Origin of the sequence: Microcoleus sp. PH2017_35_SFW_U_B, from assembly GCF_020737865.1 — a bacterium.
Taxonomy (GTDB): Bacteria; Cyanobacteriota; Cyanobacteriia; order Cyanobacteriales; family Microcoleaceae; genus Microcoleus.
The window spans coordinates 119,892-135,013 of record NZ_JAEQDE010000069.1; the positions used below are offsets into that span (position 1 = coordinate 119,892).

The 15,122-nt window shown below is 43.7% G+C and carries 21 protein-coding genes; 12 read left to right on the forward strand and 9 right to left on the reverse strand.

Annotation, left to right across the window (positions count from 1 at the left end):
• Positions 1 to 212: 212 nt before the first annotated feature.
• The 6 genes from JGK36_RS19585 (at position 213) to JGK36_RS19610 (ending at position 6,193) form a co-directional block, all read left to right on the forward strand.
• Complete coding sequence (locus JGK36_RS19585; protein WP_293197413.1) at positions 213 to 2,081, forward strand: 3-oxoacyl-[acyl-carrier-protein] synthase III C-terminal domain-containing protein; 1,869 nt, start codon at positions 213 to 215, stop codon at positions 2,079 to 2,081.
• Positions 2,081 to 2,989, forward strand: a complete 909-nt coding sequence (locus tag JGK36_RS19590) for a hypothetical protein (RefSeq protein WP_293201064.1) — start codon at positions 2,081 to 2,083, stop codon at positions 2,987 to 2,989. The genes JGK36_RS19585 and JGK36_RS19590 overlap by 1 nt, the downstream gene beginning before the upstream one ends.
• Before the next feature lie 773 nt (positions 2,990 to 3,762).
• Positions 3,763 to 4,416, forward strand: coding sequence for a peptide-methionine (S)-S-oxide reductase MsrA (gene msrA, locus JGK36_RS19595; protein ID WP_293181881.1), 654 nt, complete (start codon positions 3,763 to 3,765; stop codon positions 4,414 to 4,416).
• A 311-nt stretch (positions 4,417 to 4,727) separates the two neighbouring features.
• Positions 4,728 to 5,057: a hypothetical protein gene (locus tag JGK36_RS19600; protein WP_293181879.1), complete on the forward strand. Its 330-nt coding sequence runs from the start codon at positions 4,728 to 4,730 to the stop codon at positions 5,055 to 5,057.
• 35 nt (positions 5,058 to 5,092) lie between these two features.
• The gene (locus JGK36_RS19605; protein WP_293191667.1) at positions 5,093 to 5,434 is read left to right on the forward strand and encodes a YtxH domain-containing protein; all 342 of its coding nucleotides are present in this window, start codon (positions 5,093 to 5,095) and stop codon (positions 5,432 to 5,434) included.
• 180 nt (positions 5,435 to 5,614) lie between these two features.
• A complete protein-coding gene (locus JGK36_RS19610; RefSeq protein ID WP_293197417.1) occupies positions 5,615 to 6,193 on the forward strand; it encodes a DUF948 domain-containing protein in 579 nt (192 codons plus the stop codon).
• Positions 6,194 to 6,460: 267 nt separating this feature from the next.
• On the opposite strand, the gene JGK36_RS19615 is transcribed toward JGK36_RS19610, so the two are convergent.
• Positions 6,461 to 6,964 (reverse strand): DNA-binding response regulator, encoded by a 504-nt coding sequence (locus JGK36_RS19615; protein WP_293197419.1) that lies wholly within the window; start codon positions 6,962 to 6,964, stop codon positions 6,461 to 6,463.
• Positions 6,965 to 7,398: 434 nt separating this feature from the next.
• On the opposite strand from JGK36_RS19615, the gene JGK36_RS19620 reads away from it, so the two are divergent.
• Both JGK36_RS19620 and JGK36_RS19625 read left to right on the forward strand, forming a co-directional pair.
• Complete coding sequence (locus JGK36_RS19620) at positions 7,399 to 9,552, forward strand: alpha/beta fold hydrolase (RefSeq protein WP_293197421.1); 2,154 nt, start codon at positions 7,399 to 7,401, stop codon at positions 9,550 to 9,552.
• A gap of 147 nt (positions 9,553 to 9,699) precedes the next feature.
• Complete coding sequence (locus JGK36_RS19625) at positions 9,700 to 10,350, forward strand: hypothetical protein (protein WP_293197423.1); 651 nt, start codon at positions 9,700 to 9,702, stop codon at positions 10,348 to 10,350.
• 194 nt (positions 10,351 to 10,544) lie between these two features.
• Here JGK36_RS19625 and JGK36_RS19630 read toward each other — a convergent pair whose 3' ends face one another.
• Complete coding sequence (locus JGK36_RS19630) at positions 10,545 to 10,943, reverse strand: PIN domain-containing protein (protein WP_293197425.1); 399 nt, start codon at positions 10,941 to 10,943, stop codon at positions 10,545 to 10,547.
• The gene (locus tag JGK36_RS19635; RefSeq protein ID WP_293181865.1) at positions 10,940 to 11,140 is read right to left on the reverse strand and encodes a type II toxin-antitoxin system VapB family antitoxin; all 201 of its coding nucleotides are present in this window, start codon (positions 11,138 to 11,140) and stop codon (positions 10,940 to 10,942) included. Before JGK36_RS19635 ends, JGK36_RS19630 begins: the two co-directional genes overlap by 4 nt.
• An 82-nt stretch (positions 11,141 to 11,222) precedes the next feature.
• On the opposite strand from JGK36_RS19635, the gene JGK36_RS19640 reads away from it, so the two are divergent.
• Entirely contained in the window at positions 11,223 to 11,387 is a 165-nt protein-coding gene (locus JGK36_RS19640) for a hypothetical protein (RefSeq protein WP_293181863.1), read from the forward strand.
• Here the strand turns inward: JGK36_RS19640 and JGK36_RS19645 are convergent.
• From JGK36_RS19645 to JGK36_RS19660, 4 genes are read right to left on the reverse strand one after another with little or no spacing between them, the layout of a single operon-like run.
• Complete coding sequence (locus tag JGK36_RS19645; RefSeq protein WP_293181861.1) at positions 11,355 to 11,618, reverse strand: DUF4926 domain-containing protein; 264 nt, start codon at positions 11,616 to 11,618, stop codon at positions 11,355 to 11,357. The genes JGK36_RS19640 and JGK36_RS19645 overlap by 33 nt on opposite strands.
• Positions 11,602 to 11,946, reverse strand: coding sequence for a DUF6883 domain-containing protein (locus JGK36_RS19650; protein WP_293181858.1), 345 nt, complete (start codon positions 11,944 to 11,946; stop codon positions 11,602 to 11,604). Before JGK36_RS19650 ends, JGK36_RS19645 begins: the two co-directional genes overlap by 17 nt.
• Before the next feature lie 12 nt (positions 11,947 to 11,958).
• Complete coding sequence (locus tag JGK36_RS19655; RefSeq protein WP_293181856.1) at positions 11,959 to 12,258, reverse strand: DUF5615 family PIN-like protein; 300 nt, start codon at positions 12,256 to 12,258, stop codon at positions 11,959 to 11,961.
• Entirely contained in the window at positions 12,255 to 12,548 is a 294-nt protein-coding gene (locus tag JGK36_RS19660) for a DUF433 domain-containing protein (RefSeq protein ID WP_293181854.1), read from the reverse strand. Before JGK36_RS19660 ends, JGK36_RS19655 begins: the two co-directional genes overlap by 4 nt.
• A 157-nt stretch (positions 12,549 to 12,705) precedes the next feature.
• Between JGK36_RS19660 and JGK36_RS19665 the strand changes: the two genes are divergently transcribed.
• The 3 genes from JGK36_RS19665 (at position 12,706) to JGK36_RS19675 (ending at position 13,979) form a co-directional block, all read left to right on the forward strand.
• Entirely contained in the window at positions 12,706 to 13,092 is a 387-nt protein-coding gene (locus JGK36_RS19665; protein ID WP_293181852.1) for a hypothetical protein, read from the forward strand.
• A gap of 162 nt (positions 13,093 to 13,254) precedes the next feature.
• The gene (locus JGK36_RS19670) at positions 13,255 to 13,593 is read left to right on the forward strand and encodes a hypothetical protein (protein WP_293181850.1); all 339 of its coding nucleotides are present in this window, start codon (positions 13,255 to 13,257) and stop codon (positions 13,591 to 13,593) included.
• Positions 13,590 to 13,979: a type II toxin-antitoxin system VapC family toxin gene (locus JGK36_RS19675; RefSeq protein ID WP_293181848.1), complete on the forward strand. Its 390-nt coding sequence runs from the start codon at positions 13,590 to 13,592 to the stop codon at positions 13,977 to 13,979. Before JGK36_RS19670 ends, JGK36_RS19675 begins: the two co-directional genes overlap by 4 nt.
• A gap of 91 nt (positions 13,980 to 14,070) precedes the next feature.
• Here the strand turns inward: JGK36_RS19675 and JGK36_RS19680 are convergent, their stop codons facing one another.
• Together JGK36_RS19680 and JGK36_RS19685 are read right to left on the reverse strand one after the other, a co-directional pair.
• Positions 14,071 to 14,511, reverse strand: coding sequence for a hypothetical protein (locus JGK36_RS19680; RefSeq protein ID WP_293181846.1), 441 nt, complete (start codon positions 14,509 to 14,511; stop codon positions 14,071 to 14,073).
• Position 14,512: 1 nt separating this feature from the next.
• A complete protein-coding gene (locus JGK36_RS19685) occupies positions 14,513 to 14,992 on the reverse strand; it encodes a hypothetical protein (RefSeq protein ID WP_293181844.1) in 480 nt (159 codons plus the stop codon).
• Between the last annotated feature and the right edge of the window lie 130 nt (positions 14,993 to 15,122).

Genomic DNA, 15,122 nt, shown 5'->3' on the forward strand with positions numbered 1-15,122 from the left:
TGACAGTTGACAGTTGACAGTTGACAGTTTGAGAGCGGCCTCTACCCTTAAGTCCGAGGATTGGAGTAATGAATAGTCTGATTTTAATTTCTCCCGATCGGGCGGGCTTTCAACCAATTCTTTCTGGTTAAATTGATTTACACTCACTTACTTACTTACTTACTTAACAAACAACGAACTCGACTAAATTAGTATTTTGAGAGGTTTAGGGTATGCACAGCGCTTATATCAATCGGATTGGGAAATTTTTGCCGGGAGAAGCGATTAATAATGATGAGATGGAGGAGTATCTAGGCAAAATTGCCGATCGCCCTTCGAGAGTCAGACAGCGCATTCTCAACAGTAACGGGATTAAACAGCGCTATTACGCGATCGACAAACAGCAGCAAACACTGTATTCTAACAGCCAAATGGCGGCTTTTGCTGTCCGGGACGCGATCGCCCAGGCAAATCTGGAACCAGGGGCGATCGACTTATTAGCCTGCGCCACCACTTTACCAGACTTATTAGTACCAGGATTTGCCAGCACAGTACATGGGGAACTTTCCGAATTATCTCCCCTAGAAATAGTTTCAACTCAAGGAGTTTGCTGTGCGGGAGTTACCGCCTTAAACTACGCCACATCTCAACTCGAACTCGGCAAAAAACAAACAGCAATCGCCGTAGCCTCCGAATTTCCCTCGCGCCTGTTCAAAAACAGCAAATTTGAAGTAGAAACATCAGTCCAAGCCGGAAAACCCCTACCTTTCGATACAGAATTTCTGCGTTGGATGCTATCCGACGGCGCCGGAGCATTTTTGCTCCAAAACCATCCGAATGCCTCAGGAATTAGCTTAAAAATAGAATGGATTGAATTGATTTCCCACGCCAACGCCTATCCAGTTTGTATGTATTCAGGATTAGCAAACGAAACATCAACCAAAAGCTGGTTAGATTATTCATCCTACCTCGATGCAGCCACAGCCGGAGCCTTTGACTTGCGGCAAAATATTCGCTTGCTAGACAATGTAATGAAATTAGGCGTTGAAGGTTGGCTGGGCTTGATTAAATCAGGGAGAGTTTGTCCGCAGGAAATTGACTGGCTGCTGTGCCACTATTCGTCTCACTTTTTCCGGGGACAAATTGTCGAACTTTTGGAACAAGCAGGCTGCATGATTCCCGAAGAAAAATGGTTTACTAACTTGTACTCGCGGGGAAATACAGGCTGTGCAGCGATTTATTTAATGTTAGAGGAATTGTTCAACTCTGGCAAATTGCAGCCGGGACAAAAAATATTTTGTTTTGTTCCGGAAAGCGGTCGCTTCACAACGGCTTACATGATGTTAACTGTTGTGGAAAACACTAATAAATCTATGACTTCTCAAAGTTTTCAATCCCTTGATGTTCCCGAAGCTTCGCCTCTCGAAAGTGTTAAACCGGAAATGTTTTACTCTCCGCAAGCTTATTTGTTGCGGGAGTTAGCCTGGATTTGGCTGAGATTCGATCGCGAAATTCGTTCCGTTCCCATTGTCCGCAAATTGTACCGGGGAGAGTTTACAATAGAAGACTATCAAGCTTTGCTGTGCAATCTCCGCCCGCAAGTTGTCGAGGGAGCGCGCTGGATTGCTCGGGCTGCTTCTAACATGACTGACTTTCGTTTGCGATCGACTTTTATAGGACACGCCCAAGACGAACACCGCGACTATCAAATGCTCGAACGGAATTATGTTTCTGTCGGCGGCGAGTTGTCAAAAATTGTCGAATATGATAAGAATATTGGCAGCGAAGCACTGTCAGCTTTTATCTTCCACCAAGCATCGCGGGAAAATCCGGTTGATTTAATTGGTAGTATGTTTATTATCGAAGGATTGGGAAATCGGTTGGCGGGAAAGTGGGCAAAAGAAATCAAAGAAACTCTCGGTTTGCAAGACGAACAAGTATCGTTTTTAGCTTATCACGGAGCTAATGACGAGTCGCATTTAGCCAAATTAGAAAATTTGATTAATGCCGAATGGATGACAGAGGACATCGCCCGTCGTATTGTCAAAACCGCCCGCGTCACTGCTCGTTTATATCTATTGCAATTGGAGGAAATCCGCTAATGCAAAAGCTGCAAAAACAAGATATCAAAACTCTTCCCGACGAGCAGAAAGTCCCTTACGCTACCAAACCGTACAACCGCCGAGATCCGAATGTTTGGGATGTCCTGTTTTGCGATCGGTCAATTCCCGTCGATTTAGTTGCAAAAGCATATATGATGCGGGATTTGCAAAACTGGACTCGCAATTATTTGCTCATCCCGATCAAAATAATTGCTAACTTGTTGCTAGCGGTAATTATGATCGCAAAGCGTTTGTTGCCGTTTCAATTTCGTGCTTACACTTTAATGCACAAATCGGCTGCATTTTTCCTAAATAACTTTGTCTCGCCCGAAGCTTGTTATTTAATTGTGCGGCACATCAGCATCGGTTCCAACATTATCAACTTCTTAATTGATAACGGCCCGGACACCCAGATTGAAAAGTCAAAACTTTATCCGCGTACAGTTAGCGATTTAGCAGAAAATGCCTTTCTCGAACACGATTTAATTCTCTATAACTTTGTCTGGGATTACAACCAGGCCATACTGACAAATCCCAACTGGTTGCAGCTTGTCCAAAAACGCGGAATTAATTATGATAGCATTCAACCTGTAACAGTTGCAATAGATTTTGAAAGACCGAGGTGGCTGAGGATTTTGGATTTAGAATCTGCGATCGAATTGTTTAAAGTATTTTATTCTCTCTGTTTGACTAGCGACGAATTTGCGCGAGCAGTAATGTCGCTTCAGTTAGATGAAAACTTCGGAGTCTACGTCAGCGAGATTACCGGAAATCACGACTGGAATCATGTAATTGTCAACCGCCATCCCCTAGCACCAAACAGTCCGTTTAATGCAGCACGAGACTTGTTTTTGCACGGAATAATTTCGGAATATCTCTATCGGTATTTGAGCATTGCTGAAAATTAGGGTGCATCAGCTCTCGAATAAAAACACTCAAATAGGTTCGTAGTGAGGACTTAAGTCCGCATAATTTCAAGAGAACTAAATTCCTCACTACAAAAAATTTTACTAAGGATAATTGAGTGATATGATATGATACCATTTAGAAAAAATGTGGCAACTATAAAATTGTTGGGCGGAGTGAAACGGAGGGTTGTTTAGTTTACCCAATGTGTAAGGTGCGTCGCCCCACCGATTTTTACTCTTTTTTAGAGATTGTGGATGAATCCACACCCTGCATATACTCTTGCATTAATTTGGCAAATTGGTATAATTTGATTTCCTGAATCCTCGAAAACCTCTAAGCTGAGCCACCCAACAAGTTGCCAAACATTCTTGATTTCAAGATAAAATCAATAAAAAATCTCAAGCCAGTGCTAGCTGTGGTTGGATTTTAAAGGTTTATTGCAAGGTTTAGCTGCCATTTCTACACACTCCAAATAAATCGTATTGAATAATTCTACAACGCCATACTTTTAATGATCGCCTGTTTTGCAGAATATCCGGGTGATTGTTGCCTCAACAACAGGTGATATTTCAGGCATTTTATGGTGACAGATAGCACTATGTAGTGTGATTGAAAAATTCATTTATAGTGAGCGATATCACAAAAAAACTCCGAAAAACAATTCTGCCTCGTGCCTTTTATCGTCTATCTTCAAAAGGCCGACTATTTTCCGCAAAAATCTGATATTATTAAGTAAGGTAAAGACGTTTATCAGAGATCTCCTCACAAACTTATGGCGCTATTTGGATTTGGCAAAAAGTCGAGTCTGCCGTCTCCCCAAGACGCATTGCCGGGACGGGCAGAGTTGATGCCGATACCGGCAACTCACTTTGTTAATGGCAATCCCCTCAAGCCTCCGTTTCCAAACGGCATGGAAACTGCGATGTTTGGCCTGGGCTGTTTTTGGGGCGCGGAACGCAAATTTTGGCAGGAAAAAGGTGTTTTTTCGACTGCGGTTGGCTACGCTGCGGGGATTACTCCGAATCCTACTTACAATGAAGTTTGCAGCGGGATGACGGGACATAATGAAGTTGTTTTGGTTGTGTTCGATCCGAAAGTAATTAGTTACGAAACGCTGCTAAAGGTTTTTTGGGAAAGCCACAATCCGACTCAGGGAATGCGGCAGGGTAATGATTCGGGTACTCAATATCGATCGGGCATTTACACGTATTCAGCCAGCCACAAGCAGCTAGCTGAGGCTTCGCGTGATGCTTACCAGACAGCTTTGACGCCTGCTGGTTACGGTAAGATTACGACTGAAATTATTGATGCTCCTGAGTTTTATTACGCGGAAAGCTATCACCAGCAGTATCTTGCTAAAAACCCGAACGGTTATTGCGGTTTGGGCGGTACTAAGGTTTGTTTGCCGGCGATGTCTCAGGCTTGAGGTTTTATCCCGATTGATGGGGACACAATCATGTTCGTTGGTGTCAATTTAAGATAAGACGTAGTGCAGATTTGCTGTCTGACGATTAAGGCCTGATCCCCCCTAGCCCCCCTTAAGAAGGGGGGGACAGGAAGTTATCAAAGTCCCCCTTATTAAGGGGGATTTAGGGGGATCTTGCCTCAGATAAAAGCGAGATTTCTCAGGCTTCAGACTTGATTTGACACTAATGAACACTGCTGTGTCGCTACAACATAGGGCTATAATTTCGCCAAAAACAGCGGAATATGTTAATAATTGAAAATAGGTAAGAAATGCTGACGGCTGTTGTAATTATCAATTTAATGATATCTGTGATCGGTTTTTATATAGCTGCGAGAGTGTGGAAAATCAGACGGACGATCGCGCGTTTTGAAGTTCGGATCGCAGCAATCGAGCGCTGTAGCAGCAATGTCCTCGCAAAATCGCCGAATTTCTTTGCAAAAAGGCAGCAAGGTGCTCACCAATTACGCCGGGATTATCAACAACTGGAATCGCAACTGCAACAGGTTCAGCAACTTTTGGGATTGCTGGGTTTGGGGCGGATGCTTTGGCTCAGGCGCGATTCCCTACGGGATAGCTTCGCTTCACGACCTTTGAGGTAAGGTATCCTAAAGTTGTATGGAGAGAAGTTATAAAAATGTCAAGTAAACGTTCGGGATTATTTATTGGCGGTCTGTTGGTGGGTTCGGCGATCGGGGCCGTGACTGGCTTGCTGATGGCACCGCGAACGGGCAAGGAGACGCGGCAGATATTGAAAAAATCGGCCGATGCTTTGCCGGAGTTGGCGGAGGATTTATCGACTAGCGTCCAATTGCAAGCCGATCGACTTTCGGAGACTGCACTGCGAAATTGGGACGAAACTTTGGTTAGATTGAAGGAGGCGATCGCCGCCGGTTTAGAAGCGACTCAGCGGGAACGTCAAACGCTGTCGGAAACTGAAGTCGAAGTGACTCCCCCGTCGCGCCCTCCCGCCCGCTAACTCGACCACTTTCAGCCATTATTCATTGCTGTTTGGGACGGGCAAGATGCCCATCCCACAAGAATATTCAGCCTTCGGGACGGGCAAGATGCCCATCCCACAAGAATTTCATGACACATTGACTGTAAAATTAAATCCACAGCAGCCTATGAATTCCCAAACCCCAAATCCGAGATTCAAGTGAGCGATCCCTTATTTTGGCTAGGACTTTCGATTTTGCTAGTGGCGGTTAGCTTAACTGCTGTTTTAGTGACTCTGATACCTGCGGTGCAAGCATTGACGCGGGCGGCGCGCAGCGTGGAAAAGCTCGCTGACACGCTTGCGCGCGAGTTTCCGCCAACTTTGGAGGCGATTCGGTTGACGGGGCTGGAAATTAGCGAGTTGACGGATGATGTCAGCGATGGGGTGCAAAGTGCGGGGGAGGTTGTCAAACAGGTCGATCGCAGTATTGGTAGCGCGAAGAAGCAGGCGCAAAATGTGCAGGTGACAACTCGCAGCGTGGTGACGGGGATTAAGGCTGCTTGGAAAACTTTAACTCGGAAGCCGCCGATTTCTGGGACAAATCGCCGATCTGATCGATTGTCGCAGAGTCAAAGAAGCGCGATTTCGCTGAGGGATTCGGGTTTGGATGACAGGTATTCTGGGGGTTACGCTGCGGGTGCGGGTAATGGCGAATCGCCACGGTTGAGGAATGGCGAGGGTTCTGGTTTGCCGGCGGATGCTGAAGATTTTGAGGAAGTGCGATCGGGCGATTCTTGATGTTTTGGATAGTAGATCAAGGAAGCCTCGGCGGTTGAAACCGCGCGTAAATCAAGGAAGCCTCGGCGGTTGAAACCGCGCGTAGATCAACGAAGCCTCGGCGGTTGAAACCGCGCGTAGATCAACGAAGCCTCGGCGGTTGAAACCGCGCGTAGCGAGGAAGCCTCGGCGGTTGAAACCGCGGCTATACAAACGATGTCCGCCTCCGCGGACTAAGAGAAGAGAGGGTTGATTTGTGGGATTTGTTTGGGTTGTGCGATCGCACATCTAACCGTTTTTATCTAAGTCTTCTTTTTTTGGAGTTTCTGAAGTTGAAGGGAATGTTAACTGAATATTGATATCCATCGATATTGTACTTTGTTCAAGCCAACCTATATTAACTATTTTTACTAATGCTTCTGTCGGCAAAGAATTATTAACTTTAAATTGTGCTGACGACTGAACTTTAAATCCTCCTTCCTCTAGCCGATCGCAAACATTTCTCCAATTTCCCACTGGTTCGTTCGGTAAATCTGCCAGTTTTTTAACATATTGGTATAAAGTCTTACACAGATAAACCTCTGCACTTTTCGGAGTCTGAAACATTTTTTTAGCTATTTCGGCGGGACTGCAACCGGAAAGTAGTCCTCGGAGATAAAGCTTTTCAGTGTCTGTGAGTCCTCTGCGCGATCGGGGTGAGATTTGCCGTTTAGCTTCTGCGAAAGCTTCGTAAAGCCTTTCTAAGTCCCAGTTTTGGGCTGCTTCGGCAAATAAGTCTTCTTTTTGTGCCATTTTCAGATTTTGTGATATTTAGCTAACGCTAGCATAACCGAAATTGCTAATGTTCGTTAGTTGACTTTTTATTTTATATGGAGTAATGTTAAATACATCAGAGATTGTTAAGTTTGTTTAAGCGGTGAGACGCCGAGTAGAAATACTCAGATTCAACAATGGGCGCGATCGCTGCAACGAACCTCAAAGCTACTATCTGCCAAGGTCTGACGGCAGTAAGTAAAGTTTTGTAACAAAAACACAGTATTTTGCATAAAACTTGCGGACTGAGCCTGATAGATAAATAGAGCTTTAGAAGTACCGCTACTGTTGCGGTTCATCGGGGCTTAGGGTGCATTCGGGCGATCGGCCGATCGGCTGTTAGAACAATTTGTTTATTTAATCTCAGCAAACGCGCGGCAAGTGTATGTACTTGTCTCGAATCAACACGGGGAATGGGTATTAACGTGTCTAATTTTTTCACGCCTGAATTTAATAATGAAAGTGCGATCGCTCCTTGGAATGCCAGCCTAGAACCGACTAAGGCTATTATCCCGCAGCTAGATGCTAACCGCGTCCTAACCGGGGGTGTCGGTGAGGAAGTTAATCTCCCGACTTTAACGCCAGAAGCCTATGACAATATCATCTTGCCTGACGCTTCGCTAACCCGGATGGCTAGTGCAGTGAGCACCGACTCCAACAGCAGTTTACCGGATAGCTCGATCGATTTGCTAACAGGTCAGGCGATGTCCGAAGTCTATGGGGATTTGAGTAAGTTTGCAGCCGATCCAGATTTTGCGGCGAAGATGAATGTGGCTTTTGGGGAAAACTGGGATGCTGCGGGTGCGAAAGCCTTAGCTGAAGGATGGTTTCAGGGAGATTTTAGCGATATTCCGCCAGTGAAAGTTGTCTCGTCTGCTGAGATTGATGGGGCGAATGGGGCTTTTGCTGCGGCGACGGATACGATTTATTTATCGAAGGAATTTTTGACTCAGAATGCGGCGAATCCGGCGGCGGTTGCGGATGTGTTGCTGGAAGAAATCGGGCACTCTGTTGATGCGCGGTTGAATGTTACGGATTCACCGGGAGATGAGGGGGCGATTTTTGCGGCTGTTGTTCAGGGTAAGGAGTTGACTCAGGGTGAGCTTCAGGCGTTGAAGGGTAAAGACGATACAGCAAATGTTGTTCTATCTGGTGAACATACCACAATAGAAATGAGCCAGCAGGGGTGGGTTCTTGCGAGCTGGAAAAACCGGGACTTTAACGGAAAACCCGATCAAATCATCTATCAGAATGGAAATCGATCTGATGACAAAAATGGTATTGATATCAATTGGGGCAAAGGATCACCTTTCTCGATACCTAACACTGATATTATTGAACAACTAGACAATTTTGTTACGTTTGGTTATACCACAGACATTTTTGAAGCTGGTCGGAATTACAATTTTAGAGTCAGTGCAGATGATGAAATCGTAATAGCTGTTAAAAAAAATGACACAGACTCTTGGAAATTTATCAGCCCTCCTGAATTGCAGACATTTCCCAACGGAATCTTTAAAAATTATAGTTGGAGTCCCACTCAGAATGGTTCGTATGACGTGGGGTTTCTTCATCGTGAAAATACTGGTGATGCTGGTGTAAATATCTCTTGGAAAAAAGATAGTATCTCTGTAGAGAATCGTTCATTTGATGTCAATTTATCGCTTTATAGTAAAGGTGAGAAAATTGGGATACCTAAAATTGAGACAGCGAATAGTGGCAATATTGACCCCAACAAAGACACCGTTGTAGTGATTCATGGTCGTGGTACTGGTTCTGAAGATACCGATATAACTACATTAGCAACAACAGCAGCAGAGAGTCAGTATTACCCAAACTCTCAGGTACTTCACTTAGACTGGAAGGAAGCAGCAAACGATGGTGCGATTTTTACTCCTCCTTACGACGCTGCGAAGCGGATCAGGCCAGTTGCTGACTGGGCTACGAAGAGGTTAAAAGAGTTAGGAATAGATCCTGAAAAAACTATTCTATTAGGTCATAGTTTAGGCTCTTACGTTGCCTCTGAGATAGGAAGAATAGGAGGAAAAGTGAAGGAGCTTGTTGCACTCGATCCTGCTTGGCCTGGTGGCACTGACGATCGAAGTTACGATATTGATGGAAATAATCCAGGAGATGATAGAGCAGTAGATTTTAGTGCTGTCGCTACTAAATCTATTGCATTAGTTGCTTCTGATGCGGCGGGAGGCTTAGCAGGTGATAATGACAAAGCTGCGAGTGCCGACTATTCCTATATAGTTAGTTTTAGAGGTTATCCAGGAGCCAATTTTGCTACTCCACAACGAACAGCAGCTTATCACAAAGGTGTCGCTGGAGTTTTCAATTATGTGATGTCAAAAAACCAGTCCGATCAGAAGTTAACTTTTCCATCTCTTGTCGATTTTGACCGAGTTGATAACATAGGTAATGTATGGTCTTCTCAATTTAAATTTGAGCGGGCTCATGAGGGTGTTATATCCGCAGACTTAATGGAGGAAAAAAAACCTCGCATTAACAGTTTATCTTATATAGATTCTAATGGTAATGGTCGAGTTATCTGGAATTCTTAAGGCATCAAGTTAACCTTAATGGAATCTGGGAAAATGTACGTTTACTAAGCAATCGCTCATTTTGTATTACAAGCGATTACTCTCAACTTCATTCCCATAAAATCCAATTCTGGTTCCAGTAAACTTCACTTTTGAGAACAAATAACGATGGCATTAAGATTTATCAATGATAATGATATATTTCGCTTGTTCGGCGATAACACCGCAGAATCGATCGAATTATCCCCTGTACTACTAACAAATATTCCTGGCGGTGTCTGGCTTCGAGGTGGCAATGATACAGTTACAGGCTCTACCATCAGCGAACTAATTCTGGGAAACGAGGGTCAAGATAGCATTTCAGGTGGAGAGGGAAACGACACTTTATTTGGTGGCAAAGGCAACGATCAACTGTTTGGTGGTGCAGGCGATGATTTTCTCTCAGGTGACAGGGGCATTGATACTCTCACTGGCGGACAGGGAAATGATACCTTTGCCCTGTCTATAGGTGGCGGTTTAGACATCATCACCGACTTTGACAATACGACTGATTTCATCCAAGTTCCAGCCGATGTAAATATCAGTGACATCTTGATTCAAATCGCAGGTGCGAATACTCTCCTTACTGTGAAAAGTACAGGTGAACAATTAGCCCAACTGAATAATGTTCAGGCTTCCAGTATCACAACTGCAAATTTTTTAGCTAATCAGCCACCTCTTCAGAGTACGCCTACGCCTGTAACTCGACCAGATACGCCCGTGTTTGTGCCTCCTGACTTTTCGTTGCCTGATTCACTAATTTCCCTTATTCCATTTTGAAATGTACTGGTATCGCCCCTTTTCTTCTTAGGGGCGATGCTCTTTTTTGCAAAGTGCGATGCTACTTTCAGTGTCGGCATCTAGGAGGACTGGTCAAAGGGCGATCGCCCTTATTGTCCGAAAGTGCGATCGCCTTTATTTTCCCAAACTGCGATCGGCATCTTTAAGTTAAGATATAAACTGAGAAATCACCCTCATAGTAATACGACAGGAATGTGCGATCGGAAATTCTCAAAATCTTTATCAGTAGTCAAAATGCTGTAGCCGCGACGATGAGCAACAGCACATAGCAGAAAATCAGTATTTGAACCCTGAACACCATTACTGCGACAGGTATTGAAAAACTCTGCGGCTAACTCATAATCTTCAGTTGTTAGCTCTAAATCAGGAAAAGCACGAAGATACTCTTGCAATCGAGTAAACTGTTCCTTGTAGCGTACCCCAGAAAGCACCTCCTGACGAATAGCCCCCAGTAAAACAACTCGTCCATCTGCAATCAAATCGCGTAGGACTTTAACGATCGCGATCGCATCATTTGTTGTGTTGCGCCGCAATGCCAGCGACCAAACGGAACTATCAACAAGAACATTCATGTTGTTTGTCGCTGTTCCTTGTAGTTATAATTTTCATCGTATTCAATAGTACCAAACAATTCTAATATTTTTAATTGTTTGCGACGTTGGATGTACTCGCGTAAAGCCGCTTCGATTAATGTAGTAGGTGTTGGATGGTTACTCAAATCAAGGGCTTCTTGAAGAAGAGTTTTGTCAATTTCGAGCGTAGTTACCATGTATTTTCCTCGTGCAAGTAGGGTATGACGCAATTGCCACCGAACAATGCTGTAATTTTAGTGTAGCACTGAAACTCCATCAATGGGCGACAGATACACGGGAGTGAATGACCCTAAAGATGAATCTTTAGCTTGCGTCACTCAGTTTGTCGGCATCTATGAAGACTCGTCAAAGTGCGATCGCCCTTATCGAACTTCTATTCCCCTCACATTCCTAAGCAACTGCAAGTTCATATTGCAGAACTAAAATTTCATCTGCCTTCAAAATAGCCATAGCATATTCAATCCCTTGACTATCAGCAAACTCCACTAAATACTGACATTCCCGAACCGTATCATACACTTCGACAATAGTTCCCACAAGTCCTACTGGCAAACTAGAAACAGATTCGTATTCCGGTTCCACTAGCGTTAATCGCGTATTTGAAACCGGCTTGAGAATCGCCACAGAATCCAAAAGTCTAAAGTTTTTTATCATGGTTTAAGAAAGCTGAAATCAAACGAGGGTTAGAATTAGTCAGAGTAATTTCCCAGATTGTCCGAAGCTCAATCCCCGCTGTATCGGGTACAGTCCAATCAACTTTAAACTGTTGCCCAAAATCAGTAGTATTTTCTTGGACAACTTCACCTTCAATGGCTGCTTTTTGAATAAGCTCTTGCAAAACTTCTGCATTATTAGCCGTGATTCCCAAAACCGATGCAAAGACTCTGGCTTTGTGTTTTCCGCGAGAATGCTCTGGATTTAAGCAGTAGCCGACTAGCTTTTGCAGAGAAACTTCAGCCCGATCGCCATTGGGTAGTTTCATTATAACTCCTGCTCACCCCCTAATTATTTTCAATTGGACAATCTCATAGGCGTTCTTTTGAGGAGTCACAATAATTCCAGAATGTTCCCGTCCTTCTGTCATATATTCTAGGTGTAATCGCTCAAAATCCACACGATTGTGAGTCAGCAAACATCGATCGACAGATGCAGCATAAGCCAATTGTTGGTTATCCAATTGACTCAACATTCCCTGTTCGCTCGTTGTCGTCACATCAAAACCTCTAGCCCGCAGCAAAGTCGCTACGAGCCTAGAAACATCTTCATCTGTATGAATAGTTGCAAATAGTTTCACGGTTTTTTCATGGCAGCTTTCACAGCAGGATGAATCAATTCTTCGGGAATTCGATTGCGCTCAATATAAGTATTTATTTCTTCCTGGTTATCCAAATAAAAGCTCAGTGCGTCAAAAATTTGAGCTAATTTCAGATGAGGTAAGTGCATCGGGATTTCTTCAGGAGTAATACCCAAACGCCACAATTCCACGATCGCACGAACGGAAGTTCTCGTTCCTGCGATAATTGGTTCCCCTTGCAAGATTCCAGGGTGACGTGCGACATAACGCGAAGCAGATTGTGTAGTCATGGGAGATTAACCGGACACATCGATCTTGATTATAACTTACGCTAAAACGCCATCTGGCTAGTTGTAGTTTAACATAACCTAATTTTCACCTTTCAAATGTTAAGCTTATTTAACTATAAAGCCGGGTTTCGCTGCTACTTTCAGTGAGGGAAAAGACATGAAAATTAGAGAATCAGTTGGTCAAAGTGTCTGGAATCATTCTGAGGGCTGGTGCTGCGAGCCTCTTGACCCCATACCGCCCGGTCATATTGCCCTGGCCGTTGAAGCGATCGATCTTAATCTTGTAGACTGGGATATCGAAGAAATTGGCGAAAAAGCAGGTTTTGATATTCAGTACAGATACACGGGAGTCAATGACCCGAAAGATGAATCTTTAGCTTGCGTAAGTCAGTTTGTTGGCATCTATGAAGACTTCTCAAAGCTCGATCGCGCGATGGAAGCTTTGATTGCAGCAGGCATCCCCAGTCATTTATTCAAAATACTTACTTCCAACGATGATATCGATTTGAAGCCAGTAACGCAATACCTCAAAGCAGTCTCATAATGTTTTGGGTGTAGCGTAATTGTTTCTTTTTCCCAAAGTACGATCGCCCTTTTTGTCCGAAAGTGCGATCGCTCTATAATTTCAGCATGGCAACAACTGTCAAATTCAACAGAGCGATCGGTATAATTAAAAAACCAACATCAAATATAGTCAATTAATGCCATGATTGCTAATTTACCCCTCAAACTGCCTCACTTACCCAACAGCTTGCCCAGCGAAGGTTCTGTCCACATTGAGTTGGTCAACGGACTCTTAATATTCAGCGCTTCTATTCAAACCCAGGAACGAATTAAAAATTTAACAGCTCAACAACAAGTATCAAATCTAACTTCCGAAGAACAAACAGAATTGGATGGATATCGAGAATTCATTAGCTATCTAAATTTGGTAAATGAAACCATGAAAAATACTTTTCTCTATCCTTTGCGTGGTACAGTCATTCATTATGATGAACCGTTTGAACCTGCGGTTTCGTTGGAAGATTGGGAAGTCTTACAATGATTGTACTAGATACTCATATATGGATTTGGTGGGTTGACGATAACACACGACTGACTCAGAAACATCGGGACTGGATACAACAATATCAATCTCAAGGTTTAGGAGTCAGCATCATTTCTTGTTGGGAGGTTTCTAAATTAGTAGAAATGGGAAGACTTACTTTGTCAGTTACAGTTGATGAGTGGTTAAAACAAGCTTTGGCTTATCCCGGAGTGCAGCTACTCGAACTCACCATTCCCATCATTGTTGAGTCAACTAAACTCACCGGTTTTCACCGCGATCCAGCAGATCAAATCATTGTGGCAACTGCGAGAATTTGCGCGTGTCCGTTACTAACTGCTGATGCAAAAATTCTGGCATATCCTAATGTACAGACTCTTCAGTGACAGGTAAAAAATGCCTTAAGACGAATCTTTAGCTTGCATTAGTCAGTTTGTCGGCATCTATGAGGACTGGTCAAAGTACGATCGCCCTTTCCTAATTTACCGCACGTTTGAGAATTTGACCGATAATTCCGTACCTGTCGCCAACCAATCCATCGAGTTCATGTTCAATATCTTCTAACCAGCCAAGCTTACTCGTCCACTTACCATTCGCTAATTGTCTAGCTGCATGAGTTGGAATACCGATCGAATTAACATATATCGCTATTTTCTGATATCCAATTTCTAATCCATCGCCTTTACAAATTTCATATCCCAGCGTTTGATAAGCCTGAATATACGCTTCTAGAGTCTCCTCTTGCGGCACACCGTCAGGCCAATAAAATTGCTCTTCAGGTATCGGTTGCCACCAACGATCGTCTTCCCCAGCAGCCCATGCAAAGCAGTTATATTCTTGAGATTTCGGACTGGTAACTTGATAATCCGTGCCAGACAAATTCGGCCACTTAAATTCAAATTCTGGTATTCTATACATTCTATTCAATCGCGTAGCCTTGATTTCTACCCCACTCTATCCAAGCTGAAGCCATCTGTTTTATCCTTCCCCTTTGTTCTGGTTTAATCGGATTTTCACCCGTAATTGCACCCAAAGCCGACAACCAGTAAACAGGATTTTTTTTCAATTCTGATAGCAACAGCGGTAGGATTTGAGTTCCCATACTAATAATTTCCTGATAGGCAGGATGCTGAGACATTTGGGCAGTTGAAGACAGTCCAGCAACATCTTCCTCCCAATCCGAGGCTAGTGCATAAAATTTCTCAACTATCTCAGGGGAGATTTCAGCATTTTTGTTGAGAATATTTTGAGCGGTATTTTGTGAAGAAACTTCTTCCTGTGCGAGTAAGTTTTCTATGCCTATTAAAACTAACTCTTCTATCGAGACATTTAAGTTGTTCGCGACTTGTTGTAATTTTAGTAGGCGTTCATCTGAAAGGGCGATCGCGATCGTGTTCATCTGACTTACAAACTAGCATGATGCCTTAAGTATAGCAAGTCAATTACTCACCTTTTATGCGATTTGACTATTGGTTGCTACAGTTTTGAAAAAAGGACGATCGCACTTATTGTCCGAAAGTGCGATCGCC